The organism is Micromonospora sp. NPDC047187, from assembly GCF_040643355.1.
Classification (GTDB): domain Bacteria; phylum Actinomycetota; class Actinomycetes; order Mycobacteriales; family Micromonosporaceae; genus Micromonospora; species Micromonospora salmantinae.
Genome location: NZ_JBEYUF010000003.1, coordinates 163,149 through 189,331, shown reverse-complemented (window position 1 = coordinate 189,331; position 26,183 = coordinate 163,149). Strand labels below are relative to the sequence as shown.

Genomic DNA, 26,183 nt, shown 5'->3' with positions numbered 1-26,183 from the left:
ATTCCGCCGTCGCGCAGGAAGTGCTGCCCGGCGACCTGATGACCAACCGTCAGCGGGCGCAAATCGTCCTCGTGCTGGGCGCGTTGATCGCGATCGGGCCGTTGACCATCGACATGTACCTGCCCGCGCTACCCGCCATCACGGCGGGCCTGCAGACCACCGAGACCGCCGTGCAGTTGACGCTGACCGGCACGCTGGTCGGCCTCGCGTTGGGCCAGTTGCTGATCGGGCCGCTCTCCGACGTGGTCGGGCGGCGGGTGCCGCTGCTGGCCGGGTTGGCCGCGCACATCGTGGCCTCCGTGCTGTGCGTCTTCGCACCCAACATCGCGGTGCTCGGCGGGCTGCGCGTACTCCAGGGGCTCGGCGTCGCCGCCGCCACAGTGGTCGCGACGGCAGTGGTCCGCGACCTGTTCAGCGGGGCCTCCTTCGCCCGGATCTTCTCCCGGCTGATGCTCGTCATGGGCCTGGCGCCCATCCTCGCGCCGACCCTGGGCAGCGGCCTGCTGAGCTGGACCGACTGGCGGGGCGTCTTCGCGGCGCTGGCGGTGCTGGGCGCGCTGTTGATCGTCGTGGCCGCTCTCCGGCTCCCGGAGACCCTTCCGGTGGCGCGTCGGCGGCACGGCGGGGTGCGCGCCACGCTGCGCGACTACCGGGGCTTGGTCAACGACCGGGCGTTCGTCGGCCTGGTGCTGGTCGCCGGGCTGGCGATGGCGGCCCTGTTCGCGTACGTCTCGGGTTCGTCGTTCGTGCTCCAGCAGGAGTACGGCCTCGACGAGCAGCAGTTCGGCATCGCCTTCGGGGCCGGCGCGGTGGGCCTGATCGGGGCCACCCAGTTCAACGTTCGGCTGCTGCGCCGCTACACCCCGCAGCAGATCCTGGTCAGCGCCCTGATCGCCGGAACGGCGGCCGGCCTGCTGCTGGTCATGTTCGCGGCGACCGGCGTCGGTGGCCTGGGCACCCTGCTCGCGTCACTGTGGCTGGTCCTGGCCGCCGCCGGCCTGGCCCTGCCCAACGCGCCGGCGCTGGCCATGAGCCGGCACAGCGAGGCCGCTGGCACCGCCGCGGCGCTGCTCGGCGCTGTGCAGTTCGGCATCGGCGCGGTGTCGGCGCCACTGGCCGGTCTGTTCGGCACCGGGAGCGTACCGATGGCGATCGTCATCGCGGGCGGCATGGCCGCCGCGCTGATCGTCATGCTCTTCGTGGTTCCCCGCGCCAGCCTCGGCACCGTCGACCCGGATCTTGCGGTCGCGCTGCACTAGCCCGGAAGAGATGGAGGGGCGGGCCGGTCCACCGGCCCGCCCCGACGATCAGCGGATCTCGGTGGTGTCCTCGGGGCGCGGTTGGCCGCGCGGTGGGGCGGACCAGGGTGATTCGCCACCCACCCGGCGGGGCAGCGGCTCGGTCGGTGTCGAGTCCGCCGGGTAACCCAGAGTGAGGGGCGCGGTGTCGCGCTCCGCGGGCGCGGGGGCCGGCCAGTCGGTCAACGTGAAGTCGTCGTTGCGGGGGCCTCCGTCCGACGCGGGGGTGGGTGCCGCGGCCGGTTCGGTCGCCGGGCTCGGCCACTGCCGCCAACGCTGTTGGCTGAAGGTCGCCATCAGCAGCAGCAGGCCGAGCAGGAAGAGCGTGCCGTTCTCCACGGGCAGTCGCAGCGGCAGAGGATCGCCGAACACCTTCCACTCGTGCGGGATCGCGTCCCGCACCGAGAAGGGCGCCACGAACATCCCGATGTACGGGATGACCAGCAGCGCACCGGCCACCAACGGGCCCAGCGGTGAGAAGCGCAGCGTGCCGAGCAGGCCCAGCAGGACACCGCCGACACCGAGGTACACGGCCGGCTCGATCAGGTTGGCGGTGTTGAACGTGCCGATCTCCACCCAGCGGTCGACCGTCCGGCTCGACCCGTCCTGCCCCAGTGTGACCAGCACCCAGGTGATGGGCGCCACCACCAGCCCGGCGAGGAAGCTCCAGAGATGTCGCATCCGCGCACCGTACCGTTTTCGACATGACTGAGCACCTCTCCGCCGCTCCAACCGGCAAGCCGACGTCGTACTCGCGCGTCACTCTCAGCAAGATCATGACCGCGGTGGACGTCAACCTCTACGGCACGGTGCACGGCGGAGTTCTGATGAAGTTCGTCGACGACGTGGCCGGGGCCGCTGCCGCCCGACACAGCGGCGGGACCGCGGTGACCGCGGCGATCGACGAGATCGTCTTCTCCGAGGCGGTCCGGGTCGGCGACCTGGTGCACGCGCACGCCCAGGTGAACTGGACCGGCCAGACCTCCATGGAGGTGGGCGTGCGGGTGGTCGCCGAACGGTGGGACTCGGCCGAGGACGCGCCGGTCCGGGTGGCCACCGCGTACCTGGTGTTCGTCGGCGTGGACGTGGGTGGGGCGCCGCGGGCGGTCCGCCCGGTGCTGCCGGAGACGGCGGAGGACGAGCGCCGGTACAAGGAGGCGGAGATCCGCCGCGCGCACCGGCTGGCCCGCCGCCGTGCCATCCAGGCCCACCGCGCCGGCTGACCCACATGAGGTGGCGGGTTGGAGTGTGGGACGGGCACGCGTCGGTTGGCCTACCCGGTGCGCAGAATGGCGCTTCGAGGTAGGGCAAGATGGCGCCACGGCCCAGTCACAGTGTCGTGTCGGGCCAGGGGGAGGGTGGAGCAGTGGGTGACATGCTGTGGACGCCGCCGGCGGACGTACGTGAGCGGTCCCGGATCGGTGCCTACCTGCGCTGGCTGCGGGAGTACCGCGGGTTGGACTTCGCCGACTACGACGCGCTGTGGCGCTGGTCCACCACCGACCTGGACGGGTTCTGGCGCTCGATCTGGGACCACTTCGAGGTGATCGCGCACACCCCGCCGACCGCCACCCTGGCCGAGCGGCGGATGCCCGGCGCCCGTTGGTTCCCCGACGCCACGCTGAACTACGCGGAGAACGTGCTGCGGATGCCGGGGCGCTCCGACGACGACCCGGTGGTGATCTCCCACGGGCAGACCCGCCCGCCGGTCACATTGACAGCCGGTGAGCTGCGCGAGCAGGTCCGCCGGGTGTCGGCCGGGCTGCGCCGGCTCGGCGTCACCGCCGGTGACCGGGTGGCGGCGTACGCCCCGAACATCGCCGAGACGTACGTGCTGCTGCTGGCCACCGCCAGCCTGGGCGCGATCTTCTCGTCCTGCGCGCCCGAGTTCGGCACCCGCAGCGTCACCGACCGTTGGCAGCAGATCGAACCGACGGTGCTGGTCGCGGTGGACGGCTACCGGTACGGCGACAAGCCGGTGGACCGGCGCGCCGAGGTCGCCGCGATCCGGGCCGCCCTGCCGTCGCTGCGCCACACCGTCAGCATCAGCTACCTCGACCCGACGGGCCCCGCCCCCGAGGGCGCGCTGGGCTGGGCCGAGCTGGCCGCGCCCACCGACGAGCCGTTGACGTTCACGCCGGTGCCGTTCGACCACCCGCTCTACGTGCTGTACTCCTCGGGCACCACCGGGCTGCCGAAGCCGATCGTGCACGGTCACGGCGGCATCCTGCTGGAGCACCTGAAGATGCTCGCCCTGCACCACGATCTGGGCCCGGCCGACCGGTTCTTCTGGTTCACCACCACCGGCTGGATGATGTGGAACTTCCTGGTCTCCGGCCCGGCGGTGGGGGCGACCATCGTGCTCTTCGACGGCAACCCGGGGGTCCGGGCTGAGCCCGGCCGGCCGGCCGAGCCTGACCTCGGCGGGCTGTGGCGGCTGGCGGCGGAGACCGGGACGACGTACTTCGGCACCTCAGCGCCGTACCTGTTGGCCTGCCGTAAGGCCGGGTTGGTTCCCCGGGAGGTCGCCGACCTGTCGGCGCTGCGCGGCGTGGGTTCCACCGGTGCGCCGCTGCCCGCCGAGGGCTTCCGCTGGGTGTACGAGACCGTCGGCGACCACGTCCAGCTCCAGTCGCTCTCCGGTGGCACCGACGTGTGCACCGGTTTCGTCGGCGGCGTGCCGCTGCTGCCGGTGTACGCCGGTGAGATCGCCTGCCGGGCGTTGGGTGCCAAGGTGGAGGCCCGTTCCGCCGACGGCACGCCGGTCATCGGCGAGCTGGGCGAGCTGGTGATCACCGAACCGATGCCGAGCATGCCGGTGGGTTTCTGGAACGACAGGGACGGCACCCGCTACGCGGAGGCGTACTTCGGCGTCTACCCGGGCGTCTGGCGGCACGGTGACTGGATCACCATCAACGAGCGGGGTGGCTGCGTGATCACCGGCCGCTCCGACGCCACCCTCAACCGCGGTGGGGTGCGGCTCGGCACCGCCGAGTTCTACTCGGTGGTGGAAGGGCTCGACGAGGTGCTCGACTCGGTCGTCGTGCACCTGGAGGACGACGAGGGTGGCGCCGGTGAGCTGCTGCTCTTCGTGGTGCTGGCCGAGGGTCTGGAGCTGGACGACCCGATGCGCGCGAAGATCTGCCGTGAACTGCGTACGGCGCTCTCACCCCGGCACGTGCCCGACGAGATCCACCAGGTGCGTTCGGTGCCCCGTACCCTCTCGGCGAAGAAGCTGGAGGTGCCAGTCAAGAAGATCCTCACCGGCACCCCGGTAGACCAGGCGGCGGCCAAGGGTGCCCTGGTCAACCCCGAGTCCCTGACCGCCTTCGCCGCCCTGGCCCAACGCCGCACGACGTCCTGACCCCCATCCCCCCGCGATCTTGCACTTGCTGTCCCGACCTAAGGGGCATCCCGCCCATCTCGACAACCGAAACTGCAAGATCGCCGGGCCGGGCGGGCGGGGCCGGGGCGGGCCGGGGCGGGTTACGGGAGGGTGTGGGTGACCTTTTCGGTGGCTTGGCGGCTGGCCAGGCGGGCCGGGTCCTGGTTGGCGCAGAGGACGACTGTGGCGGCCCGGGTCAGTGGGGCCAGCAGCCAGTCGACCGGGTCGGGGTGACGGCCGGCGTCAACCAGGACCCGCGCGCCGGGCTCGATGCCCAACTCGGTGGCGCGGGCCTCGGCACGACCCAGCAGGTGCGCGTCGGTGGGGCCACTGCCGGATTGCGGCGTGAAGTGGTCACCGTGTCCGCGTACCTCGACGACGTAGTCGGCGAACCCGGGCGGCACCTGCCTCAGCGGGGCGGCGAGCGGGGCCAATCCGAGGGCGTACCGCTCGTCGGCGGACCAGGACTGCGCCTCGTCGAACCTGTCGGCGGCGGCGAAGAGCACCCCCACGTCGCCCGGCGTGTCGACGACGCTCAGCTTGGCCGACCAGCAGGCCAGCAGCACCGCAGCGGTCTGCCAGTGTGGCGGCAGCAGCACGCCGGCCGGGGTGCCCGGCGCGAGGCCGACCTCGTCGACGAGGAGGTTGGCGGTCTTCGCCACCCAGTTCGCCAAGGTGACGCCGGAGAGTTCGGTGCGGTCGCCGGTGGCGTCGTCGTACCAGGTGAGCAGCGGTCGGGTCGGGTCGGTCGCGATCGCGTCGGCGAACACCCGGGCAATGTTGTCGGCCATCGGCGCGAACGATACGCCCCTGCGGGCCGTACTCGATGACGATGGCAAGTCGGCGTACCGTCGGGTCGCAGTCAGCGTCGGCCCCGCGCCCCGGCGTAGGCTTTACCCCCGGAGTGTTGTTCCCCACAGGCCCGCCAGTTCAAGGAGTCGCCCCGTGACCGCCGGTCGCCCGCCCCGCGTGCTCATCGACGCCACGAGTGTCCCCACCGACCGTGGTGGTGTCGGTCGATACGTCGACGGTCTGCTCGGTGCCCTCGGCAAGGTGTGCGGGTCGGGGGTGGAGCTGGCGGTGGTCAGTCTCCGCACCGACCTCGAGCGGTACACCCGCATGCTGCCGGGCGCGGAGATCATCCCGGCCCCGGCCGCCGTGGCGCACCGCCCGGCCCGGCTCGCCTGGGAGCAGACCGGCCTGCCGCTGCTCGCCCAGCAGGTGGGCGCAGAGGTGCTGCACTCGCCCTTCTACACCTGCCCGCTGCGGGCCGGGTGTCCGGTCACGGTCACCGTGCACGATGCGACGTTCTTCACTGAGCCGGAGCATTACGACAAGTCGCGCCGCACGTTCTTCCGCAGCGCCATCAAGACCTCGCTGCGCCGCGCCGACCGGGTGATCGTGCCCAGCAAGGCCACCCGGGACGAGCTGATCCGGCTGCTCGACGCCGACCCGACGCGGATCGACGTGGCGTACCACGGCGTCGACCAGGCTGCCTTCCACGCTCCCACCGAGGAGGAGAAGGCCCGGGTACGCGCGCGTCTGGGGCTGGGCAACAGCAGCTACGTCGCCTTCCTCGGTGCCAAGGAGCCTCGGAAGAACGTGCCCAACCTGATCCGTGGGTGGGCGCGGGCGGTGGCTGACCGGGTCGACCCGCCGGCCCTGGTGATCGCCGGTGGGCAGGGGCACGACGAAGACATCGACCGGGCGGTGGCCGAGGTGCCGTCGCACCTGCGTCTGCTGCGCCCCGGTTACCTGCGTTACGCCGACCTGCCGGGTTTCCTCGGCGGTGCCCTGGTCGCCGCGTACCCGTCCTACGGCGAGGGGTTCGGGCTGCCGATCCTGGAGGCGATGGCGTGCGCCGCCCCGGTGCTGACCACGCCCCGGCTCTCGCTGCCCGAGGTGGGCGGCGACGCGGTCGCGTACACCTCGGAGGACCCGGAGCAGATCGGCACCGACCTGGCTGCCCTGCTCGACGACGAGCAGCGGCGGTTGTCGCTGGCGAAGGCGGGGTTCGACCGGGCCAAGGAGTTCACCTGGGAGTCCAGCGCCGAGGTGCACATCGCGGCGTGGAGTCGCGCCCGTTCCTGATCCTCCGCGCCGCTGCGGGTGACCCGTGCCACTTTGGGCAGGTACGTCGGGCATGATGTGCGGATGCTCTATGCGGTCATTCCGGCAGGTGGCAGTGGCACGAGGTTGTGGCCGTTGTCCCGCGCCGGTCATCCCAAGTTCCTCCACCCGCTGACCGGCACCAGCGCCTCACTGCTCCAGGCGACAGTCGAACGGCTCGCGCCGCTGACCACACCGGACCGGACCCTTGTGGTCACCGGTGCCGCGCACGTCGCGGCGGTGGCACGGCAGCTGACAGTGCTGCCGGAGGAGAACATCCTGGTCGAGCCCTCTCCCCGGGATTCCTGCGCGGCGATCGCGTTGGCCGCCGCGGTGATCGCGACGCGTGACCCGAACGCGGTGATGGGCAGCTTCGCGGCCGACCACCTGATTCGCGACCCGGACAGCTGGGTCTGCACGGTCCAGGAGGCGGTCCGCGGGGCAGAGCAGGGCATGCTGATGACCGTCGGGATCACTCCGACCCGTGCGGAGACCGGCTACGGCTACCTGGAGACCGGCGATCCGACCGAGGGTGTGCCGTGGCGGCCGGTGGCCGAGTTCAAGGAGAAGCCGGCAGCCGAGGTCGCCGAGGCGTACGTCAGTTCGGGCCGGCACCTGTGGAACGCGAGCATGTTCGTGTGGCGGGTGGACGTCTTCCTCGCCGAGCTGGCCCGCCAGCAGCCGGCACTGCACGCCGGCGTCGCCGCGATCGCCGCCGCCTGGGGCACCCCGGAACAGGACGACGTCCTGGGCGCGATCTGGCCGACCCTGCCGAAGATCTCCGTCGACTACGCGGTGATGGAGGGCGCGGCCACTGCGGGTCGGGTCGCGACGGTGCCGGGCGACTTCGGCTGGAACGACGTCGGTGACTTCCACACCCTGGGCGACGTGCTGCCGGCCGACGACGCGGGCAACGTGGTGCTCGGCACGGAGGCCAAGCCGGGCGTGCTGCTGCGGGACAGCAGCAACCTCGTGGTCGTCCCGCAGTCGGGTCGGCTGGTGGCCGTGCTCGGTCTGCGCGACCTGATCGTGGTGGACACCCCGGACGCGGTGCTGGTCTGCCCGCGCGACCGGGCGCAGGACGTCAAGGCCCTGGTCGACGAGCTCAAGGAGCGAGGCGAAGAGGGCTACGTCTGAGGGCTGCCAGTGCCGGCGCGACCTGTTGCGCGGTCCCGCCGGCCAGTGGTTCGGGCAGCTGGTCCGGTGGGAACCAGCCCAGCGCCTCGGCCTCGTCGCTGACATGCTCCACCGCCGCCGGCGGGGCGAGCACGGCGAACCGTACGTCGTGGTGCGCGGACCCGCCCTGACACTGCACCGGGTGCACGTCCACGTCGATCGGCACCGGGTCGATGCGCAGGCCGGCGATTCCGGACTCCTCGGTGGCCTCGCGGAGGGCGGCGGCGACCAGGGTCTGGTCGACCGGCTCACAGTGCCCGCCGAGCTGCACCCACCACCCGAACTTGACGTGCAGGCAGAGCAGCACCCGCGAGCCGGTGGCGTCCAGCACCAACGCGCTGGCGGTGACGTGCCCCGGTCGGTGCTGCCGGCTCATCGCGATCGGACCGGCGGCGAGCAAGGTGAGGGTCCGGTCCCGCGCGTTGGCAGCGCCCGGGCTGGTGGGCTGCCAGCCCTCCAGCAACGCGGTGGCGTCGGCATGCAACGCGGCGTACGCCTCGGGGCCGGTCGTCTGGGCGGTCGGGCCGGTGATCACGGTGTCGGGCACCCCGCCACTGTACGAGCGTGTGCTCCGTACGCTGGCTCGGTGACAGTGCGACTCGTCGAATTCGTGGTGGCCGGCAACGAGGCCAGCGATCTGCTGCCGGTGCGGTCGGCGGCGCTGCTGCGCGCGTACGCTGCCCGGCGGGGTTTCTGGACCGTGCTGGACGAGGGGCCGGTGGAGCGCTGCCTCGCGTTGCTGCTGGAGCGCGACGACGGGGAGTGGACGGCAGCGCACGTGCGCGCGGATGCCGGTGTGGAGAACGGGCGGACCGAGGACGGTGAGGCGCTCGCCCACCACGACGGCTGGGTGTACGTGTTCGGCTCCCACTTCGGCTCGAAGGCTGGCCCGCTGCGACCTCGGCGCGCCTTCGTGGCCCGGTTCCGTGAGGACGACGCGGCGGCCGGGCCGCTGCCGGTGCACGTGGTACGCAACTCGTTTCGACTGCACCGAGCGGTGAACGATGCTCTAGCCGCGGCGCCGCTGACCCTCCTGCCGGCGGGGGAGCGGGTGCGGGAGCGGTTCATCGTGGAGACGCTGGCCCGGGGGACCGTCCGGGAGAAGAGCTGGGTGAGCCGGTTGGCCCCGGACGACCTGCCGTTGAACGTGGAGGCGGCGGCGTTCACCCCGGCCGGGACGGTGCTGCTCGGGCTGCGTTTTCCGGTCACCGACGCCGGTGAGCCGATCCTGGTCGAGGTGGCCGGTGTGCCGGGCATGTTCACTGCCGAGCGGGCGTGGCCGCGGGCCTTGGGCGCGTACGTGTTGACAGGTGTCACTCCGCCGGGGGCAGCTGACCGGCTTCCGCGCGATCACCCCGACGGTGGACGGCGGGTACGCGGCCGTGATCGGCTCGATCGACGCGTTGGGCAAGGGGTCGGTCCTGCTCGACGACCACCCGGGTGGGGGTGAGGTCACCTCCCGACACGTTCGCTTCCGGCTCACCGGTGGCGAGGCGGGCGACGGGCGGCGGCTCGTCGGGGAGCAGGTGGCGGACCTGGCCCCGTTCCACCACGTCGAGGGGGTGGCGGAGCTGGACGGACGGTCGTTCTACGTCACGGACGAGGACCATCGGGTCGCGCTCTGGGTCGGCTGAGTCGGCGCGGGACCGGGATGACCGGACGGCACCTCTGCGGAGCAAGGGCCGCAGACCCTCGTGGTGCCGTCCGATCACCGGGGCCTCCCCGGTCCCGGTGCCCCGGCAGCACGGGCGTCATGGACGCGCGGCGCCGTGTTCGGGCATGGGAAGCATGCCGAACCGGCCCCGGAGGCGTCGAGGTTTTTCAGTCCAGGCTTAAAGATGGAGATTACTGCCGGCCAGGTAGAGTCGAACGGTCATCCGGCATCCCCCTGCCGGCGACACAGGAGCGCTCCATGCTGAAGATCCACTTTTCTGGGGAGGACATCCTCCGGACCCGGGTGGCGCCGGCGGCGGACCCGGTCTGGGAGCTGGTCCTCAGCCTGCACGTGCTGCGCGGCCGCACCCGCGATCCGCTGACTGCCAACTGGCGGCGCAGCGTGGCCCGGGACCTGCGCCAGGACTCGGCCTCCGAGCAGCTCCGCCTGCTCTTCGCGTTGAACCCACCGCGTGGCTACTTCCCCGACTTCCTCACCCCGTACGCCAGCGTCGAGGGCTTCGAGGCCGGGCTGGACGCGCTCCGCCGTACCCCCGCCGAGTTGCTGCACCGGGACCTGAGCGTGCTGGCCGCGGAGAATCAGCTGCCCTCCTCGGCGGCAGCGCTCGCTCGCGGTGAGGTGTCGGCGCTGCACCACCTGGCCGAGTCGATGGAGCAGTACCGGTCGGTGGCGATCAGCCCGTACTGGAGCCGGATCCAGGCCGCGGTCGCGGCGGACCGCACGCGGCGGGCGCGGGCGCTGCTCGACGGCGGCGTCGAGGGCCTGCTCACCAGCCTCCGGCCGGCGATGCGCTGGGAGAGCGGGGTGCTGGAGATCCACAGCTACCCGCACAGCCGGGAGCTGCACCTGGACGGCCGTGGGCTGCTTCTGGTGCCGTCGTTCTTCTGCGCGACCACCCCTGTCGCACTGCTCGACCCGGCGCTGCCACCGGTGCTGGTCTACCCGGTGGACCGGCTGGGCGCGCTGGTCTCCGCCGACGCCAGCGCCGCGTCCGGTGCCGCCCGCGAATCACTCGCCGCGCTGCTGGGCCGCACCAGGGCGGCGGTGTTGCAGGCCAGCGACGAGGGCTGCACCACCGGCGAGGTCGCCCGCCAGCTCAACATCTCACCGGCGGCGGCGAGCCAGCACGCCACGGTGCTGCGTAACGCTGGTCTGCTGGTCAGCCACCGCGAACGCAACAGCGTGCTGCACACGTTGACCCCGCTGGGCCGGGCCATGCTGGACGCGTGACCCGGCCGTTCGCGCCGGCCGGAAGCGGTCCTACAGGGCGAGCGCGGCGTTCGCCGGGCTGCCGGGCGGTGGCGGCAACAGTGTCGACCCGACGCCCTGGGCGGCCAGGGCGACGCGCAGCCGGTGCAGGTCGGCACCGAAGCGGACCAGACCCATCGGCTCGATGGGCGTCGGGGCCGAGCCGAGCAGCAGGTCGGCGCCGTCCGGCCACCCGGGCATCTCGGCGACCAGACCGGCGCGTACCTCGGCCTCGTCGACCACTGTGAAGACAGTGCCGGGGGCGACCACCCCGGCGACCGCGTCGATCGCCCGTCGCACCGCGGTCAGGTCGGCCGGTGTCGGGCCGGGACCGTCGGTCAGGGTGGCGGCGTCGGAGAGCCCGGCGGCGCGTGCCTCGGCGGTACCGAGCGAGAACAGGTCCTGTGCCGCGTCGCGGATCAGCGCCCGTGCGCCACCGGCGTCGTCCGGACTGGTGGCCGGCAGGTAGCCCCGCACCACAGCGACGGGCACCTGATCGCACTTGCCCTTGATCAGTTCGCCGGCACCCGCCAACTCGTCCACCACTGCCATCTGGGTCAACTGCAACTCGTTGCCGTACGGGTCGACCTCGCCCCGGTGGTCGCGGATGGCCGGCATCCCGGCCACCCCGAGCGCCACGTCGGTGAGCCCGTTGCGCCAGGGCCGGCCCATCGTGTCGCTGATGATCACGGCCAGGTCCAGGTCGTAGCGCTCCCGCAGCGCGTCCCGCAGCGCTCGCGCCGAGGCGTCCGGGTCGACCGGCAGCAGCACCAGTTGGGTCTTGTCCACGTTCGACGCGTCGATCCCCGCCGAGGCCATCACGAAGCCGTGGTGGGTCTGCACGATCCGGGTCGCCCCCCGGCTGGCCACCACCCGGGCGGTCTCACCGGCCAGGACCTCGTCCCGGGCGGCCAGCCGTTCCGGCCCGTCCGCCGGCACGTCGACGAGCCGCCCCTCCGCCTTGGAAACGATCTTGCTGGTCACCACCAGCACGTCGCCGTTGCGCAGCCACGGCGCGGCGGTAGCGATCACCGCAGCCAGGTCGTCACCCTCGGTCACGTGACCGATGCCGAGCACCGGCAGAATCTCCAGCCTCACGTCAACTCCACCGCGGCGCGGACCATGGCCGCCGTCGCCGCCTCGTCGGTCATCCGCAGCGGCACCGCGCGGACCGTCACCTCAGGCACCACAGTGCCCGCGTCCTCCTCGGCCACCAGCCAACCGTCGAGCAGGCCGCCGCTCGCCCGGCCGCCGTAGAGCCGACCCACCCCCGCCGCGCTGCACTCCACACCGAGCACGGCCAGACAACGGTCGGCCATCCCCCGCACCGGCGCGCCGCCGATGATCGGGGAGACACCCACCACCGGCGCCGGGCCGTCCGCCACCGCCGCACGCAGCCCCGGTACGGACAGCATCGGCGCGACGCTCACCACCGGGTTGCTCGGCGCGATCAGCACCAGGTCGGCCGAGGCGATCGCGTCCAGCACCCCGGGGGCCGGCTTCGCCGTCTCCGCGCCGACGAACACGAAACGGTGCGTGGAAATGTCCGCTCGGTACCGTACCCACCACTCCTGAAAGTGGATCGCCCGCTGGCCCTGGTCGTCCTCCACCACGGCATGGGTCTCCAGGCGGTCGTCAGTCGCCGGCAACAGGCGTACGCCCGGCTCCCAGCGGCTGGCCAGCGCCTCGGTGACCGCGCTCAACGGGTAACCGCCGTTGAGCATGGTGCTGCGGACCAGGTGGGTGGCGATGTCCTTGTCGCCGAGGCCGAACCAGGTCGGCTCCGCCCCGTACGCGGCCAACTCCTGTTTGACGGTCCAGCTCTCGCCGACCCGACCCCAGCCTCGTTCCGGGTCGGCGCCCCCGCCGAGGGTGTACATGACGCTGTCCAGGTCGGGGCAAATCTTCAACCCGTGTAACCACAGGTCGTCGCCGACGTTGACAACGGCGGTCACCTCCGCGCCGACGTCACGGGCGTACGCCCGGACCCCGAGCAGGAACCGGGCGCCGCCGATGCCGCCGGCCAGAACCACGATGCGCATGTCGACCATCCTCGCGCACGTGACGCCTCCGATCCGTGGGTGGCCCGCGAGACTAGGCTCACGTGCACCCTGTCCGTTGATGCCCCGAGGGGGAACTCGTGACCAGCCCCGCCGAGCCCGCGTCCGCCGACGCGACGCAGGCCCGCCAGCTGACCAAGCCGCTACGGGAGCTCGCCGCGCTCGCGCTGCTTGGCGCCAACGCCGTGTTCCTCTTCGTGGGCCTGCTCCGGCTCATCGCCCCGAACGACTACAGCTCCTTCACCGACCGCGCGGGTAGCGCCTTCTACGCGTTCGTCGGGGTGGAGGCGGTGGGCCTCCCGCTGCTGGCGGTGCTGCTGGCCACGCACATCTCGCCGGTGTTGGCGAAGGCGAAACTGATCACGCAGGCAGCTGTCGTCGAGTACGCGGTCAGCGCCCTGTTCGGCACGCTGACCATGCTGATCTGGACGGTGGGCCGGCTGGCCGAGGCCGAGGTGCTCGACGCGCTGCTCGGTGTGCTCACCCGGTTCGCCTGGATGGTGATCTTCGCGATCGCCGCCTGGGTGGTCTACACCATCTGGCGCGCCCACTACTACGTGCCGCGACCCAAGCCGCAGCCGGGCGTCTACGGGCAGCCCCAGCCGGGCTGGCCGCAGCAGCAGGGCGGTTGGCCGGCCCCGGGTCAGCCCGGCGGCCAGCCGCAGGGCGGATGGCCCGCCCCCGGCCAGCCTGGCGGCTACCCGCAGGCGGGTCAGCCGGGCGGTTACCCGCAGGCCGGCCAGTACGGCCAGCAGTCGCCGCCGTTCCAGTCCCCGCAGTCGGCCCCGCCGTTCCCGCAGTCGGCCCCGCCGCACCCGCAGTCGGCCCCGCCGCACCCGCAGTCCGCGCCGCCGTTCCAGGCACCGCAGTCCGCGCCGCCGGCGAACCCCGCCCCCCAGTCGGCGCCGCCGTCCCCGGCCGCGCCGCCGCCGTTCGGGCAGCCGCCGTCGGCCGACCCGACTCAGGCGATCCCGCGCCAGTCCGCGGACCCGACCGAGGTCATTTCCCACCCGGCCGATCCGGACACCGACCGGACCCAACACATCAAGCCCAACGACCACCCCGACCAGCCCCGCTGAGTCCCCAACCCCGTCGGGCCCCGACGGACCCTCGTCGATCATGAAGTTATTGCCCGATCACGCGGCGTGTCGCGGCAATAACTTCATGATCAACCGGGAGGGCGGCCGGGAGGCAACCGGGAGGGCGGCCGGGGGTGCCGTTTCCCACGGTGCGGGCTGGGCGCGGTGGGACAGGCTCGGGCTGCGCATAAGGTGAGTGGATGGTTGATCGCACCCACTCCGGCCCGAGCGATGCGAGCGTGCGGCGGGCCCTGGGCCGGGCCGGGAACGGGCGGGCGCTGGATGTCGACGAGGCGACGGCGCTGCTGTCCGCTCATGGCGACGCGCTCGACGAGTTGCTGCGGCTCGCCGGAGGAATCCGCGACGCCGGGCTGCGGGACGCCGGGCGGCCGGGTGTGGTCACGTACTCCAAGAAGGTCTTCATTCCGCTGACCCGGCTCTGCCGGGACCGCTGCCACTACTGCACCTTCGCGACAGTGCCGCACCGGTTGCCGGCGCCGTTCCTGGACCGTGACGAGGTCCTCGCGATCGCCCGGGCCGGTGCCGCGCAGGGCTGCAAGGAGGCGCTGTTCACCCTGGGTGACCGGCCGGAGGAACGTTGGCCGGCGGCCCGGACCTGGTTGGACGAACGCGGTTACGACTCGACCCTGGACTATCTGCGCGCCTGTGCGGTGGCGGTGCTGGAGGAGACCGGCCTGCTGCCGCACCTCAATCCTGGGGTGCTGTCCTGGTCGGAGCTGCAACGGCTCAAGCCGGTCGCGCCGAGCATGGGCATGATGCTGGAGACGACAGCGACGCGGCTCTGGTCCGAGCCGGGTGGCCCGCACTTCGGCTCACCGGACAAGGAGCCGGCGGTCCGGTTGCGGGTGCTCGAGGACGCGGGCCGGGTCGGGGTGCCGTTCACCACCGGCATTTTGATCGGCATCGGGGAGACCCCGGCGGAGCGGGTGGACGCGCTCTTCGCGATCCGCCGCGCCCACCGGGAGTACGGCCACCTCCAGGAGGTGATCGTGCAGAACTTCCGCGCCAAGCCGGACACGGCGATGCGCGGCATGCCCGACGCGGAGCTGCACGACCTGGCCGCCACTGTGGCGGTGGCCCGGCTGCTGCTCGGCCCGAAGGCCCGGATCCAGGCCCCGCCGAACCTCATCGCCGGCGAGTACGACCTGCTGCTGCGCGCCGGCATCGACGACTGGGGTGGCGTCTCCCCGCTCACCCCCGACCACGTCAACCCGGAACGCCCCTGGCCGCAGATCGACGAGTTGGCCCGGCACACCGAGCTGGCCGGGTTCACGCTGCGGGAGCGGTTGACGATCTACCCGGAGTACGTGCGCGCGGGTGACCCGTGGCTCGACCCGCGGTTGCTGCCGCACGTCGGCGCCCTGGCCGATCCGTCGACGGGCATGGCGGTCGAGTCGGCGATGCCGCAGGGACGACCGTGGCAGGAGCCGGAGGAGGTGTTCGGCGGTCGGGTCGACCTGCACGCCACCATCGACACCACCGGTCGCACCGACGACCGGCGCGGCGACTTCGACAGCGTCTACGGCGACTGGGCCGAGGTCGCTGGCAAGGTCACCCCGGAGGCGACGGCCCGCCGGACGGGCGTACCCCTGGCACCGGCCGGGAGTGGTGCGGACCGTGACCTGGCGGCCGGGCTGCGGCTCGCCGCCGACGACCCGGCGGCGCTGCTCGACCCCGCGCACACCGATGCCGCGCTGGCGCTGTTCGGCGCGGACGGGCCGGCGCTCGACGAGTTGTGCCGCCTCGCCGACGATGTGCGCCGCGCGGCGGTCGGCGACGACGTCACCTACGTGGTCAACCGCAACATCAACTTCAGCAACGTCTGCTACGTGGGCTGCCGGTTCTGTGCGTTCGCGCAGCGTGAGCGGGACGCCGACGCGTACCGGCTCTCTGTCGAGCAGGTCGCGGACCGGGCCGAGCAGGCGTGGGCCCTCGGTGCCAGCGAGGTGTGCCTGCAGGGCGGCATCGATCCGAAGATGCCGGTCACCGGGTACGCCGACATCGTGCGCGCGATCAAGGCCCGGGTGCCCGAGATGCACGTGCACGCGTTCTCGCCCATGGAGATCGTCACCGCCGCCGCGAAGGCCGGGGTGCCGGTCCGTGAGTGGCTGCTCCAGCTGCGCGAAGCCGGGCTGGACACCATCCCGGGCACCGCCGCCGAGATCCTCGACGACGACGTGCGCTGGGTGCTGACCAAGGGCAAACTCCCGGCCGCCGCCTGGGTCGAGGTGGTCAGCACCGCCCACGAGCTGGGCATCCGGTCCAGCTCCACCATGATGTACGGCCACGTCGACCACCCCGGGCAGTGGCTGGCGCACTTCCGGGTGTTGGCCGGGGTGCAGGACCGCACCGGCGGCTTCACCGAGTTCGTGGCGCTGCCGTTCGTGCACACGAACGCTCCGATCTATCTGGCGGGTATCGCCCGACCCGGGCCGACCTGGCGGGAGAACCGGGTGGTGCACGCCATGTCCCGGCTGCTGCTGCACGGCCGGATCGACAACATCCAGTGCTCCTGGGTGAAGCTCGGTGACGAGGGCACTGTCGCGATGCTCCAGGGCGGCTGCAACGACCTCGGCGGCACCCTGATGGAGGAGACCATCTCCCGGATGGCCGGCTCCGACAACGGTTCTGCGCGTACCGAGGAGCAGTTGCGGGCCATCGCGACGGCCGCCGGTCGTCCGGCGCGCAAGCGTTCGACTGCGTACGGTCACGCCCGGCCCTGACGTCGAACCTTTCCCCGCCACCGGCCGTACCACGCGATGCCGGTGGCGGTCGCGGCGAGGACCGCCGCCGGTGTCCCCTCAGGGGCCCGGCGGCGTCGCGAGACGGCACCGGACCCGTCCGTCTCCGCGGGCGCGCTCGCGCCACCGCCGGAAAGGTTGCCCATGACCAGTGATCAGCGGAAGCGGCAGTGGCCGCGACTGACCCGCCGGCAGACGTTGACCGCCGCGGCCAGCGCCACCCTCGGTGCCGCCGCCCTCACCGTGCCGGGCCTGTCGGCCGCGCAGAACGCCCCCGGCTCGGCCGGACGAGCCGACGAACCGATCGTCGTGCACCTGCGTGACGCCGACTCGGGAACGATGGACGTCTTCGTCGGTGAGACGCGCATCGAGGTACGCGACCGCGGCCTGGCGGACCGGCTGCGGCGCGCCGCCCGGCGCTGACCCGACCCTCCGCCCCGCCATCCTGTCCCCGCCCAGTGAGGTTGGTCCGTCATGTCTTCCCACCGCGAGGCCCCGGAGATAGCCAAGGATCCGGTCGCCGACAGCTCCGACCTGTACGCGTTCGTCAGCCCCGACAAGCGCGACACTGTCACGTTGATCGCCAACTACGTGCCGTTGCAGCTCCCCTCCGGGGGCCCGAACTTCTTCGAGTTCGGCGACGACGTGCGCTACGAGATCCATATCGACAACGACGGTGACGGTCGTCCGGATGTCACCTACCGGTTCGAATTCACCACCGAGATCACCAACCCGAACAGCTTTCTCTACAACACCGGTCCGATCGATTCGCTGGACAGCAAGAACTGGAACCGGCGGCAGTTCTACAGCCTGACCCGGGTGGCCGACGGCCGCGAGCACCGGCTGGCGCACAGGCTGCCCTGCCCGCCGTGCAACGTCGGCCCGCTGTCCACCCCGAAGTACGCCGACCTGGTGCGGCAGGCCACCTACTCGCTCTCCACGGGGGAGCGGGTCTTCGCGGGGCAGCGCGCCGACGGGTTCTTCGTGGACCTCGGGGCGATCTTCGACCTCGGCACGCTGCGGCCGTTCCAGCAACTGCACGTCGCCGGGAAGAAGATCTTCAAGGCGGAGGGGGAGCCGGTAAACGCCACCGACCGGATGAACGTGCACAGCATCGCGGTGCAGGTGCCGCTGGAGCGGGTGCGTCGACGCGCCAACCGGTACGGTGCCGCCGATCGGGCGTCGGTGATCGGGGTGTGGACGTCGGCGTCGCGTCGGCAGGTGCGGGTGCTCGGCGACCGGGGCGGGGCGGACACCAGCACCGGCCCGTTCACCCAGGTCTCGCGGTTGGGCAATCCACTGTTCAACGAGGTCATCGTGCCGATGTCCAAGAAGGACCTGTGGAACTCGCTGCCGCCGTCGGAGGACAAGCGCTTCGCCCAGTTCGTCGAGCAACCGGAGCTGGCCGCGTTGCTGCCGGCGCTCTACCCGGACGTCTTCCCCAACCTGGACAAGCTCACCAAGGCGAAGAAGGCCCGAGCTGATCTGGTGGCGATCCTGCTCACCGGCGTGCCGGCCGGGCTGATCGACGGCTTCACCAACGCCACCGGCGACGTGCAGGCCGACATGCTGCGACTGAACACGGCGATCCCGCCCACCAGGCGGCCGGACCGGTTCGGGGTGCTCGGTGGCGACCTGGCCGGGTTCCCGAACGGGCGGCGGGTCGGCGACGACGTGGTCAGCATCGCGTTGCGGGCCATCGCCGGGGTCACCGTCCCGCTGGTCGACAAGACGTTCCAACCGGACGCGGCGGCCGCCGCGGTCACCCCGGGGCTGAGCGCCGCCGACGTGACCGCGCCGTTCCTCGGAAACTTCCCCTACCTGGGTACGCCGTACGACGGGTTCAACAACCCGCCGGCGGCGTCCTGATCGGGCCGGGGGCGAGCGGATGCACGAGCACGCGTACGGGCCGTCGGAGACCGGGACAGTCGTCCTCGATCTGGGCGGTGACACCGGCGCCCTGATCGTCTACACGGGTCCGGATCTGCACGGCAGGGAGATCGAGATCAGTCGCGACGACGACCGGCGGGTCCACTCGGCGGTGCGTGAGCGTCGGGTGCGGGACGGCTCGTTCCACAGTGCGGTCTATCCCGATCTGCCGAGCGGAATTTATACCGTCTGGTGGGACGACTGTACGCCCGCCGGCACGATTTCCGTCCATGGTGGAGAGATAGCCGAGTTCGCCTGGCCCAGCAGCGGTTTCGGGGCCGCGGGCTGACCTCGACGCATCGGTTTCACCACCGCGCCCCGTCCACAATGTGGACGGGGCGCGAGTGCTGTCCGCAGCTCGACGGGCAGTCTGCGCCGCACCGCGTTAACCTGTCCCCCACCAAGATCAGCTTAGGGGTGGAGGTCTCTGGTGCCGTCCGGTCGGCGACTCGTCGGAGAAGCGCCACGGCAGAAAAGTCGGGCAACTCGCCGGAGAGGGCGTTACTCGGCCGGGGTCTGAATCGATAGGGCAGGTTGCGAGGCTGGACGGCCCGAGTGGCCGGCCGGGGGTGTCGGGAGGGCGACTCCATTATCAAGTTTGGCTTGACGGCGCACGCATTACACGCGTGTAATTTGAATGGGGTTGTTCGCACGGAACGCAACAAAACGGGACCGGACGGACAAGCACGCCTTTCGCGTGGGGGGTTGCAGCGGCGATGACGCCGGTGCGCGACAAGGAGGCATTTGATGGACGGCCAGCTTGAGGTGGCCGACCTGCTCGGAAACGCGCCGGAGTGGCAGGAGCGGGCGTTGTGCTCGCAGACCGACCCCGAGGCGTTCTTTCCCGAGAAGGGCGGCTCGACCCGCGAGGCGAAGCGGATCTGCTCGCGTTGCGAGGTCAAGACCGAGTGCCTCGAATACGCACTGGGTCACGACGAGCGGTTCGGCATCTGGGGTGGGCTCTCCGAGCGGGAGCGGCGCAAGTTGAAGCGGCGGGCAGCCTGAGCGGTGCGAGGTCGAGGCGGTGGGGGCCGCCCGACTCTCCGCTCGGGGGTTGGCTCAGGCTCGGGGGTTGGGCTCAGGCGAGCTCGTCCGGGTCTACTCCGAGAAGGTTCGCCACCTGTTCGATGATCACGTCGTGGACGAGATCGGCGAGGTCCTCACGGTCCATCGCCCGGAACTCCAGGGGCCGCCGGTACAGCACGATCCGCGGCGGCACCTCCTGCCGGCCCGGGCGGCCGGGCAGCAGCCGGGCCAACGGGACCTCGCCGTCCTCCAGCACGTCCGAGTCGTAGACGTTCAGGTCCGGCGGGACGTCCTCGACCGCGAACTCGACCCCGGCCAGCTCCTTGGCGAACCGACGCTCCAGCGTCTCGACGGTGTCCAGGACCAGGTCGTCGAAGACCTCGGCCTTGGTCCGCGCCAGCGGGACGGTGGCCGGAACCAGCCGCCCGCGCAGGCCGCGCCCGTGCCGGTCACGATGCGCACGCCGGCCGGAGCCGGGGCGGCGGTGTTCCGGGCTCGTCATGAGGCAAAGGGTAGCGCCCGCGTCGGGCTGGCCAGCGGCAGCGCCGATCCCGTGGCGCGGCGCGCCCAGGACGGTCGAGTGTGATCACCATGACGGGCGTGTCGCAACGCGAAGCGATGCGCCGGACCCGGTAATGGAGATACCCTGCCGCACGTGAGGTCACCACGGCGCTGCTCCCGTAACGGCTGCCCCCGGCAAGCGGTCGCCACATTGACCTATGTCTACAACGAGTCGACAGCGGTGGTGGGGCCGCTGGCGGCGTTCGCCGAGCCGCACACGTACGACCTGTGCGAGCCGCACGCCCGTAGCCTGACCGCGCCGCGGGGCTGGGACGTCGTCCGACACGAGGGCGAGTTCGAGCCGCCGCCGCCCACGACTGACGACCTGGTCGCGCTGGCCGAAGCGGTCCGCGAAGCCGCCCGTCCGGCCCCCCGCCCCCCGGAGCCGGACCAGAACCGTCCCGAGCACCCCCACCAAACCGGCCGCCGAGGCCACCTCCGAGTAATCCCCCCCAACCACTAACCCCGCACCCCGCCCGGCCCCCGCCCCGCCCCCTTCCCTGGGTTGATCAAGAGGTTTCGGTCATCAGCCGGCTCGTCTTTGACGCAAACCTCTTGATCAACAGCGGTGGGTGGGTGGGGTTAGAGCTTGGTCCAGGCTTGGGTTAGGACTGTGCGGAGGGTTTGTTCGATCTCGTCGAAGTGCTGCTGCTCGGCGATCAGGGGTGGGGCCAGTTGGATGACCGGGTCGCCCCGGTCGTCGGCCCGGCAGTAGAGGCCCGCCTGGAACAGGGCGGTCGAGAGGAAGCCCCGCAGCAGGCGCTCCGACTCGGCCTCGTCGAAGGTCTCCCGGGTGGCCTTGTCCTTGACCAGTTCGATGCCGTAGAAGTAGCCGTCGCCGCGGACGTCGCCGACGATCGGCAGGTCGTACAGCTTCTCCAGGGTGGCCCGGAAGGCGTCCTCGTTGGCGCGTACGTGCCCGACCAGGTCCTCGCGGGCGAACACCTCCAGGTTGGCCAGGGCCACCGCGCAGGAGACGGGGTGGCCACCGAAGGTCACCCCGTGGGCGAACATGCCGGTCTCGGTGAGGAACGGTTCCATCAGCCGGTCGCTGGCGATCATCGCGCCGAGCGGGGCGTAGCCGGAGGTGATGCCCTTGGCAGTGGTGATGATGTCCGGCTGGTAGCCGTAGCGCACCGCGCCGAAGTACTCGCCCAACCGCCCCCACGAGCAGATCACCTCGTCGGAGACAAGCAGAACGTCGTACGCGTCGCAGATCTCCCGTACCCGATCGAAGTAGCCGGGCGGCGGTGGGAAGCACCCGCCGGAGTTCTGCACCGGCTCAAGGAAGACCGCGGCGACAGTGTCCGGCCCCTCCCGTTCGATGGCCCGACCGATCTCGTCGGCGGCCCAGCGGCCGAACGCCTCGGGGTCGTCGCCGTGCTCGGGCGCCCGGTAGAAGTTCGTGTTCGGCACCTTGATCGCGCCCGGTACCAGTGGCTCGAAGTCGCTCTTGATGCCGGGCAGGCCGGTGATCGACAGGGCGCCCATGGAGGTGCCGTGGTAGGCGATGTACCGGCTGATCACCTTGTACTTGTTGGGCTTCCCGGTGCGCTTGAAGTACGCGCGGGCCAGCTTCCATGCCGCCTCGACGGCCTCGGAGCCGCCGGTGGTGAAGAAGATCCGGTTGAGGTTGCCGGGGGTGAGCGCGGCGATCCTCTCGGCAAGCTCGATGGCCTTCGGGTGCGCGTACGACCAGAGCGGGAAGTAGGCCAGCTCGCCGGCCTGCTTGGCGGCGGCCTCGGCCAGTTCGGTGCGGCCGTGGCCGGCGTTGACCACGAAGAGCCCGGCGAGCCCGTCCAGGTAGCGGCGACCCTGCGCGTCCCACACGTACGCTCCCTCGCCGCGCACGATGGTCGGCACCTCACCGGCGGAGTAGCTCGCCATCCGGGTGAAGTGCATCCAGAGGTGGTCGGTGGCGTTGGCCATGTCAGCCCCATCGGTCGTCGGGCCGGTCAAAGGGGTGAGGCCGGCCGCTCTGTCAACGGTTATCGCACAGTCTCAACCTCCGAAGCAAGTGTTATCGGCGGTATCACGGTCGGTTGGCGACGGATTTAGCGCAGCAGCGTCATAGATGCAACGGAATCCGCACCGCTGTTTGCCGGCTGGTCGGCTGGCCGGCGGTCGGCAGGTCGGCGGTCGGCAGGAGGTGGAGGTGTGCTGGTGGCTGCCTTTGGAGCTGAATCGTTTGCGGCATCACGGCCGGCCTGTCGGGGCCGCGCCACGTGCCTTCCCGGATTCGGGCCTGTCGGATCGGGCCTGTCGGATCGGGCCTGTCGGTCAGGCAGGCTGGCTCGTCGCCGGGTTCTCCCGTCCGCGACTCGTTTGCGACATCAGCTCCAAAGGGCCCGGCGGGTGACAGCGCCTTCCTCGGCCGCCGCCTCGATCCACTCGGGTTCGCCGAGATCGCGGTGTCCGGGCGTGGTTGATACCGCGATATTCGTGAAGTCGAGTGGATCAGGCGCAAGCGCAAGCGCAAGGGTGGGGCCGGGGAGGCCGCAGGGCAGCGGTCGCGGATTGCGGTGACGCAGGCCGGGGTCGGTGACGCAGGCCGGGTCGGGTGCGCGGCTGGGGTCGGGTGCGCGGCTGAAGGTCGGGTGCGCGGCTGAAGGTCGGGGCGACGCGTGACGGGGGAGGCGCGGGCCGGGGTGCCGGGGAGGGCGTGCCGGGGGCCGGGGAGGGCGTGCTGGGGGCCGGGAGGCGCGGGTCTTGGGACGCTGGTGGGGCACTTCGGGGACTGTCGGGGGGCGTCCTGGCTGCGCGCCAACACGTCCCACCGCAACACGCCGGTAGGTCGCAGACACGGACACGCAGCGTGGCTATCGTCCGCCGCAACGTGCATCGAGCGGCGTCGCAGCGCGCCTGCTGGGCGAACGACCCGGGGTCGTCCGCCACGGCACGGATGAGCGGCGGGAGGGTCCGGTGGCGAACGAGGCGTTGCGGGTGGCGATGGCCGAGGCGGGGGAGACGGTCGAGTCGTTGGCCGAGAAGGTCCGCGTCGACCCGAAGACGGCGGCGCGGTGGCTCGCTTCGGGGCGCATCCCGCATCCGCGTACCCGGGTGGCGGTGGCCGAGGTCCTGCGCCGGGAGGCGGCCGACCTTTGGCCGGAGCCGTTCCGCCGCCGTGACCTGCCGTGGTTCCGGCCGTGGGCCGAGCTGGAACAGGACGCCACGTCACTCCGGTCCTACCAGCCGCTGCTCGTGCCGGGCCTGCTCCAGACCGAGGGGTACGCCCGCGCGATCCTGGGCACCGGCGGGCTGGTCGCACCGTCCGAGGTGGACCTGATCGTGGCGGGCCGCCTTGAACGGCAGGCGGTGCTGTGCCGCGATGCCCCACCGCAGCTCGTGGCGGTGATCGACGAGGTGGTGCTGCGCCGGCCGGTCGGCGACCGCGCCGTGATGGCCGGCCAGTTGGCCCACCTCGCGAGAGTGGCCGAGTGGGAGCACGTGCAGGTCCGGGTCATCCCGGCCGAGAGCCCGTGGCACACCGGGTTGGCCGGCCCTTTCGTGCTGGGCCGGCTGCCCGACGGGACCGAATTGGCGTATCTCGACAACCAGCTCCGCGGTCAGGTCGTGACCGATCCCCTCGACGTCGCTAACCTGGGACGCAGGTGGGAGAGCGTCACCGGCGAGGCGTTCCCCCAACGCCGGTCGATCGAGCTGATCAGGGAAGTGGCCACGACATGGACATGACCGACGCCCGCTGGCGCACCGCGACCCGCAGCAGCAACAACGGTGGTGACTGCGTCGAGGTGGCCGACAACCTGCCCGGCCGGGTGCTGGTGCGCGACAGCAAGGACCGCGACGGCGGCACGCTGACGTTCGCGCCGACCGCCTGGGCGTCGTTCGTGCAGGAAGTCCGCGCGACGCACCGCTGATCCACTCGGGATCACGGAAGTCGGGGCATCAGGGCGGCCCGGACACCCCGACTCCCGGAAAGCCGAGTGGATCAGGGGAAGCTCAGGCCGTACCCCAGGTGTAGGTCTGCTTGCGCAGCTTGAGATAGACGAACGCCTCGGTGGAGAGCACCCCGGGCACCGCGCGCAGTCGCTGCAGGATCTCCAGCAGGTGGTCGTCGTTGCGACAGACCACCTCGGTGAGCAGGTCGAACGACCCGGCGGTGATCACCACGTAGTCGACCTCGTCCAACTCGGCCAGCCGGTCGGCGACAGCTTCCAGGTCGCCGTCGGTACGGAGGCCGATCATCGCCTGCCGGTTGAAGCCGAGCTGGAGCGGATCGGTCACCGCCACGATCTGCATCACGCCGGAGTCGAGCAGCCGCTGCACCCGCTGCCGGACCGCCGCCTCGGACAGCCCCACCGCCTTGCCGATCGTCGCGTACGGGCGGCGACCGTCCTCCTGGAGCTGCTCGATGATCTGCTTGGCCACGTCATCCAGCAGAGCGTGATTGGCACCGTCACGGACAGCGACACGTCGACCGCCATTGCTGTTCTCGTGCTGCCGGTTTGTCATTGCCCGCTCCCCATGTCCCGAATCGTGATGTCGCGCATGTATCCCCGCGTAGTCTGGCGTATTTCGTCGTGTATCGCTATTCCCGCAACGGAATCCCTTGTAAGGGAGGTCCTCTCATGTCAGGATCAGTCGTCCATGGCACTTGACCCTCCCGACATTCCCGCCGGCGCGCCTCCCCGTCCCGCCCGCCGACGATGACCCCCTAGGAGTCGTCATGCGTACTCCCCTCCGGCCCCTCTCCCGGCGTGGACTGCTCACCGGCACTCTCGGTTCGGCCGCCCTGCTCACCATGGGTGGCAGCCTCGCGGGCTGCGGCACCAAGGGCGCGCAGCAGACCGAAACTGGCTGCGTCAGCGAGGACCTCTCCGGCACCGAGAAGAAACTCGCCTTCGCCAACTGGCCGCAGTACATGGACGTGGACGACACTGACGAGTCCAAGCGGCCGAGCCTCGACGAGTTCATCACGAAGACCGGCATTCAGGTGACCTACACCGAGGACATCAACGACAACAACGAATTCTTCGGCAAGGTGCAGAACCAGCTCGCCGCCTGCCAGAGCACCGACCGGGACATCATCGTGCTGACCGACTGGATGGCGGCCCGGATGATCCGGCTCGGCTGGATCCAGAAGCTCGACCCGGCGAAGATCCCGAACGTGCAGACCAACCTGCTTCCGTCGCTGCTCAACCGCCCCTTCGACGCCGAGAACCGAATCTCCATTCCGTGGCAGTCCGGCCTCGCCGGCCTTGCCTACAACGGCAACGTCACAAAGGAACTGCGGACTGTCGACGAACTGCTCACCCGCCCCGACCTCAAGGGCAAGGTGACAGCGCTCAGCGAGATGCGCGACACAATGGGTCTGCTGCTCGGGTCGAACGGGCACGACCCGGCGAACTTCACCGCCGCCCAGTTCGACGACGCCCTCAACAAGCTCAAGAATGCCGTCGACTCCGGGCAGATCCGCAGGTTCACCGGCAACGACTACGCGCCCGACCTGGCAAAGGGCGACATCGCGGCGTGCATCGGCTGGTCCGGCGACGTCATCCAACTGTCCGGTGAGGACGAGAAGGTGCGTTTCGTCGCGCCGGACTCCGGCGTGATGCTCTACAGCGACAACATGATGGTCCCCAACAAGGCCACCCACAAGGGCAACGCCGAAGCGCTGATCAACTACTACTACGAGCCGGCGGTCGCGGCGAAGCTCGCCGCCTACGTCAACTACATCTGCCCGGTCAAGGGCGCTCAGGCCGAGATGGAGAAGATCGACCCCGAGTTGGCCGCCAACCCGCTGATCTTCCCGGACGAGGCGCTGCTGTCGAAGTCCTCTGTGTTCATGGCCCTGGACGAGAAGCAGGAGAAGGAGTACGAGGGCAAGTTCCAACAGGTCATCGGGGCGTGACGA

At 71.2% G+C, this 26,183-nt stretch carries 24 protein-coding genes and 1 pseudogene; 17 read left to right on the top strand and 8 right to left on the bottom strand.

All coding sequences use genetic code 11. The features are described 5' to 3' along the window. The first annotated feature begins 38 nt into the window (after positions 1-38). Positions 39-1,259, top strand: coding sequence for a multidrug effflux MFS transporter (locus ABZ794_RS08190; RefSeq protein WP_357514960.1), 1,221 nt, complete (start codon positions 39-41; stop codon positions 1,257-1,259). A gap of 48 nt (positions 1,260-1,307) precedes the next feature. On the opposite strand, the gene ABZ794_RS08185 is transcribed toward ABZ794_RS08190, so the two are convergent. Then, complete coding sequence (locus ABZ794_RS08185; protein WP_210784898.1) at positions 1,308-1,979, bottom strand: hypothetical protein; 672 nt, start codon at positions 1,977-1,979, stop codon at positions 1,308-1,310. Positions 1,980-2,002: 23 nt separating this feature from the next. On the opposite strand from ABZ794_RS08185, the gene ABZ794_RS08180 reads away from it, so the two are divergent. Next, positions 2,003-2,521: a hotdog domain-containing protein gene (locus ABZ794_RS08180; protein ID WP_091394150.1), complete on the top strand. Its 519-nt coding sequence runs from the start codon at positions 2,003-2,005 to the stop codon at positions 2,519-2,521. A 143-nt stretch (positions 2,522-2,664) separates the two neighbouring features. Next, complete coding sequence (locus ABZ794_RS08175) at positions 2,665-4,662, top strand: acetoacetate--CoA ligase (protein ID WP_357514849.1); 1,998 nt, start codon at positions 2,665-2,667, stop codon at positions 4,660-4,662. 122 nt (positions 4,663-4,784) lie between these two features. On the opposite strand, the gene ABZ794_RS08170 is transcribed toward ABZ794_RS08175, so the two are convergent. Beyond that, positions 4,785-5,474, bottom strand: a complete 690-nt coding sequence (locus ABZ794_RS08170) for a TIGR03089 family protein (protein ID WP_210784896.1) — start codon at positions 5,472-5,474, stop codon at positions 4,785-4,787. Positions 5,475-5,628: 154 nt separating this feature from the next. Here ABZ794_RS08170 and ABZ794_RS08165 point away from each other — a divergent pair, with 154 nt between their 5' ends. Then, positions 5,629-6,774: a glycosyltransferase family 1 protein gene (locus tag ABZ794_RS08165; protein WP_112582435.1), complete on the top strand. Its 1,146-nt coding sequence runs from the start codon at positions 5,629-5,631 to the stop codon at positions 6,772-6,774. Between the two features lie 63 nt (positions 6,775-6,837). After that, the gene (locus ABZ794_RS08160; protein ID WP_210784895.1) at positions 6,838-7,929 is read left to right on the top strand and encodes a sugar phosphate nucleotidyltransferase; all 1,092 of its coding nucleotides are present in this window, start codon (positions 6,838-6,840) and stop codon (positions 7,927-7,929) included. Here the strand turns inward: ABZ794_RS08160 and ABZ794_RS08155 are convergent. Continuing rightward, positions 7,898-8,515: an NUDIX domain-containing protein gene (locus ABZ794_RS08155; RefSeq protein WP_210784894.1), complete on the bottom strand. Its 618-nt coding sequence runs from the start codon at positions 8,513-8,515 to the stop codon at positions 7,898-7,900. The two genes, ABZ794_RS08160 and ABZ794_RS08155, sit on opposite strands and share 32 nt — an antisense overlap. Before the next feature lie 39 nt (positions 8,516-8,554). Between ABZ794_RS08155 and ABZ794_RS08150 the strand changes: the two are divergent. Together ABZ794_RS08150 and ABZ794_RS08145 are read left to right on the top strand one after the other, a co-directional pair. After that, a pseudogene (locus tag ABZ794_RS08150) lies at positions 8,555-9,602 on the top strand (hypothetical protein). 278 nt (positions 9,603-9,880) lie between these two features. Continuing rightward, positions 9,881-10,873, top strand: a complete 993-nt coding sequence (locus ABZ794_RS08145; RefSeq protein ID WP_210784892.1) for a winged helix-turn-helix domain-containing protein — start codon at positions 9,881-9,883, stop codon at positions 10,871-10,873. A gap of 30 nt (positions 10,874-10,903) precedes the next feature. Here ABZ794_RS08145 and ABZ794_RS08140 read toward each other — a convergent pair whose 3' ends face one another. Together ABZ794_RS08140 and cofD are read right to left on the bottom strand one after the other, a co-directional pair. Then, on the bottom strand, positions 10,904-11,989 hold the full coding sequence (locus ABZ794_RS08140) for a coenzyme F420-0:L-glutamate ligase (RefSeq protein ID WP_210784891.1): 1,086 nt from the start codon (positions 11,987-11,989) through the stop codon (positions 10,904-10,906). After that, positions 11,986-12,933, bottom strand: coding sequence for a 2-phospho-L-lactate transferase (gene cofD / locus ABZ794_RS08135; RefSeq protein WP_357514845.1), 948 nt, complete (start codon positions 12,931-12,933; stop codon positions 11,986-11,988). Before cofD ends, ABZ794_RS08140 begins: the two co-directional genes overlap by 4 nt. 98 nt (positions 12,934-13,031) lie before the next feature. On the opposite strand from cofD, the gene ABZ794_RS08130 reads away from it, so the two are divergent. The 6 genes from ABZ794_RS08130 to ABZ794_RS08105 all read left to right on the top strand — a co-directional run bounded on the left by ABZ794_RS08130 (position 13,032) and on the right by ABZ794_RS08105 (position 19,726). Next, on the top strand, positions 13,032-14,030 hold the full coding sequence (locus ABZ794_RS08130) for a hypothetical protein (RefSeq protein ID WP_210784889.1): 999 nt from the start codon (positions 13,032-13,034) through the stop codon (positions 14,028-14,030). 200 nt (positions 14,031-14,230) lie between these two features. Beyond that, entirely contained in the window at positions 14,231-16,774 is a 2,544-nt protein-coding gene (locus ABZ794_RS08125; RefSeq protein WP_210784888.1) for a bifunctional FO biosynthesis protein CofGH, read from the top strand. Between the two features lie 162 nt (positions 16,775-16,936). Next, complete coding sequence (locus tag ABZ794_RS08120) at positions 16,937-17,215, top strand: hypothetical protein (protein ID WP_357514843.1); 279 nt, start codon at positions 16,937-16,939, stop codon at positions 17,213-17,215. A 51-nt stretch (positions 17,216-17,266) separates the two neighbouring features. Next, a complete protein-coding gene (locus ABZ794_RS08115; protein WP_357514841.1) occupies positions 17,267-18,661 on the top strand; it encodes a DUF4331 domain-containing protein in 1,395 nt (464 codons plus the stop codon). 19 nt (positions 18,662-18,680) lie between these two features. Further along, the gene (locus ABZ794_RS08110) at positions 18,681-19,010 is read left to right on the top strand and encodes a phospholipase (RefSeq protein ID WP_238691078.1); all 330 of its coding nucleotides are present in this window, start codon (positions 18,681-18,683) and stop codon (positions 19,008-19,010) included. A gap of 458 nt (positions 19,011-19,468) precedes the next feature. Further along, positions 19,469-19,726, top strand: a complete 258-nt coding sequence (locus tag ABZ794_RS08105; protein ID WP_007455784.1) for a WhiB family transcriptional regulator — start codon at positions 19,469-19,471, stop codon at positions 19,724-19,726. Positions 19,727-19,799: 73 nt separating this feature from the next. On the opposite strand, the gene ABZ794_RS08100 is transcribed toward ABZ794_RS08105, so the two are convergent. Next, complete coding sequence (locus tag ABZ794_RS08100; protein ID WP_074316962.1) at positions 19,800-20,249, bottom strand: metallopeptidase family protein; 450 nt, start codon at positions 20,247-20,249, stop codon at positions 19,800-19,802. A 153-nt stretch (positions 20,250-20,402) separates the two neighbouring features. Here ABZ794_RS08100 and ABZ794_RS08095 point away from each other — a divergent pair, with 153 nt between their 5' ends. Then, a complete protein-coding gene (locus tag ABZ794_RS08095) occupies positions 20,403-20,771 on the top strand; it encodes a DUF3499 domain-containing protein (protein WP_238691079.1) in 369 nt (122 codons plus the stop codon). A 119-nt stretch (positions 20,772-20,890) separates the two neighbouring features. Here ABZ794_RS08095 and ABZ794_RS08090 read toward each other — a convergent pair whose 3' ends face one another. Next, complete coding sequence (locus tag ABZ794_RS08090; RefSeq protein ID WP_357514839.1) at positions 20,891-22,237, bottom strand: aspartate aminotransferase family protein; 1,347 nt, start codon at positions 22,235-22,237, stop codon at positions 20,891-20,893. A 1,020-nt stretch (positions 22,238-23,257) separates the two neighbouring features. Between ABZ794_RS08090 and ABZ794_RS08085 the strand changes: the two genes are divergently transcribed. Together ABZ794_RS08085 and ABZ794_RS08080 are read left to right on the top strand one after the other, a co-directional pair. After that, positions 23,258-24,001: a DUF5753 domain-containing protein gene (locus tag ABZ794_RS08085; protein ID WP_210784531.1), complete on the top strand. Its 744-nt coding sequence runs from the start codon at positions 23,258-23,260 to the stop codon at positions 23,999-24,001. Continuing rightward, entirely contained in the window at positions 23,992-24,186 is a 195-nt protein-coding gene (locus ABZ794_RS08080) for a DUF397 domain-containing protein (RefSeq protein ID WP_210784475.1), read from the top strand. Before ABZ794_RS08085 ends, ABZ794_RS08080 begins: the two co-directional genes overlap by 10 nt. An 82-nt stretch (positions 24,187-24,268) precedes the next feature. Here the strand turns inward: ABZ794_RS08080 and ABZ794_RS08075 are convergent, their stop codons facing one another. Continuing rightward, the gene (locus tag ABZ794_RS08075) at positions 24,269-24,781 is read right to left on the bottom strand and encodes an Lrp/AsnC family transcriptional regulator (RefSeq protein ID WP_091394101.1); all 513 of its coding nucleotides are present in this window, start codon (positions 24,779-24,781) and stop codon (positions 24,269-24,271) included. Between the two features lie 214 nt (positions 24,782-24,995). On the opposite strand from ABZ794_RS08075, the gene ABZ794_RS08070 reads away from it, so the two are divergent. Then, on the top strand, positions 24,996-26,180 hold the full coding sequence (locus ABZ794_RS08070; RefSeq protein WP_357514837.1) for a spermidine/putrescine ABC transporter substrate-binding protein: 1,185 nt from the start codon (positions 24,996-24,998) through the stop codon (positions 26,178-26,180). The last annotated feature ends 3 nt before the right edge of the window (positions 26,181-26,183 follow it).

Coding starts and splice junctions, on each gene's coding strand:
- ABZ794_RS08190 (WP_357514960.1), top strand. CDS start 39: ATGACCAACCGTCAGCGGGCGCAAATCGTCCTCGTGCTGGGCGCGTTG.
- ABZ794_RS08185 (WP_210784898.1), bottom strand. CDS start 1,979: ATGCGACATCTCTGGAGCTTCCTCGCCGGGCTGGTGGTGGCGCCCATC.
- ABZ794_RS08180 (WP_091394150.1), top strand. CDS start 2,003: ATGACTGAGCACCTCTCCGCCGCTCCAACCGGCAAGCCGACGTCGTAC.
- ABZ794_RS08170 (WP_210784896.1), bottom strand. CDS start 5,474: ATGGCCGACAACATTGCCCGGGTGTTCGCCGACGCGATCGCGACCGAC.
- ABZ794_RS08160 (WP_210784895.1), top strand. CDS start 6,838: ATGCTCTATGCGGTCATTCCGGCAGGTGGCAGTGGCACGAGGTTGTGG.
- ABZ794_RS08145 (WP_210784892.1), top strand. CDS start 9,881: ATGCTGAAGATCCACTTTTCTGGGGAGGACATCCTCCGGACCCGGGTG.
- cofD (WP_357514845.1), bottom strand. CDS start 12,933: ATGCGCATCGTGGTTCTGGCCGGCGGCATCGGCGGCGCCCGGTTCCTG.
- ABZ794_RS08125 (WP_210784888.1), top strand. CDS start 14,231: ATGGTTGATCGCACCCACTCCGGCCCGAGCGATGCGAGCGTGCGGCGG.
- ABZ794_RS08120 (WP_357514843.1), top strand. CDS start 16,937: ATGACCAGTGATCAGCGGAAGCGGCAGTGGCCGCGACTGACCCGCCGG.
- ABZ794_RS08115 (WP_357514841.1), top strand. CDS start 17,267: ATGTCTTCCCACCGCGAGGCCCCGGAGATAGCCAAGGATCCGGTCGCC.
- ABZ794_RS08110 (WP_238691078.1), top strand. CDS start 18,681: ATGCACGAGCACGCGTACGGGCCGTCGGAGACCGGGACAGTCGTCCTC.
- ABZ794_RS08105 (WP_007455784.1), top strand. CDS start 19,469: ATGGACGGCCAGCTTGAGGTGGCCGACCTGCTCGGAAACGCGCCGGAG.
- ABZ794_RS08100 (WP_074316962.1), bottom strand. CDS start 20,249: ATGACGAGCCCGGAACACCGCCGCCCCGGCTCCGGCCGGCGTGCGCAT.
- ABZ794_RS08090 (WP_357514839.1), bottom strand. CDS start 22,237: ATGGCCAACGCCACCGACCACCTCTGGATGCACTTCACCCGGATGGCG.
- ABZ794_RS08085 (WP_210784531.1), top strand. CDS start 23,258: ATGGCCGAGGCGGGGGAGACGGTCGAGTCGTTGGCCGAGAAGGTCCGC.
- ABZ794_RS08080 (WP_210784475.1), top strand. CDS start 23,992: ATGGACATGACCGACGCCCGCTGGCGCACCGCGACCCGCAGCAGCAAC.
- ABZ794_RS08075 (WP_091394101.1), bottom strand. CDS start 24,781: ATGACAAACCGGCAGCACGAGAACAGCAATGGCGGTCGACGTGTCGCT.
- ABZ794_RS08070 (WP_357514837.1), top strand. CDS start 24,996: ATGCGTACTCCCCTCCGGCCCCTCTCCCGGCGTGGACTGCTCACCGGC.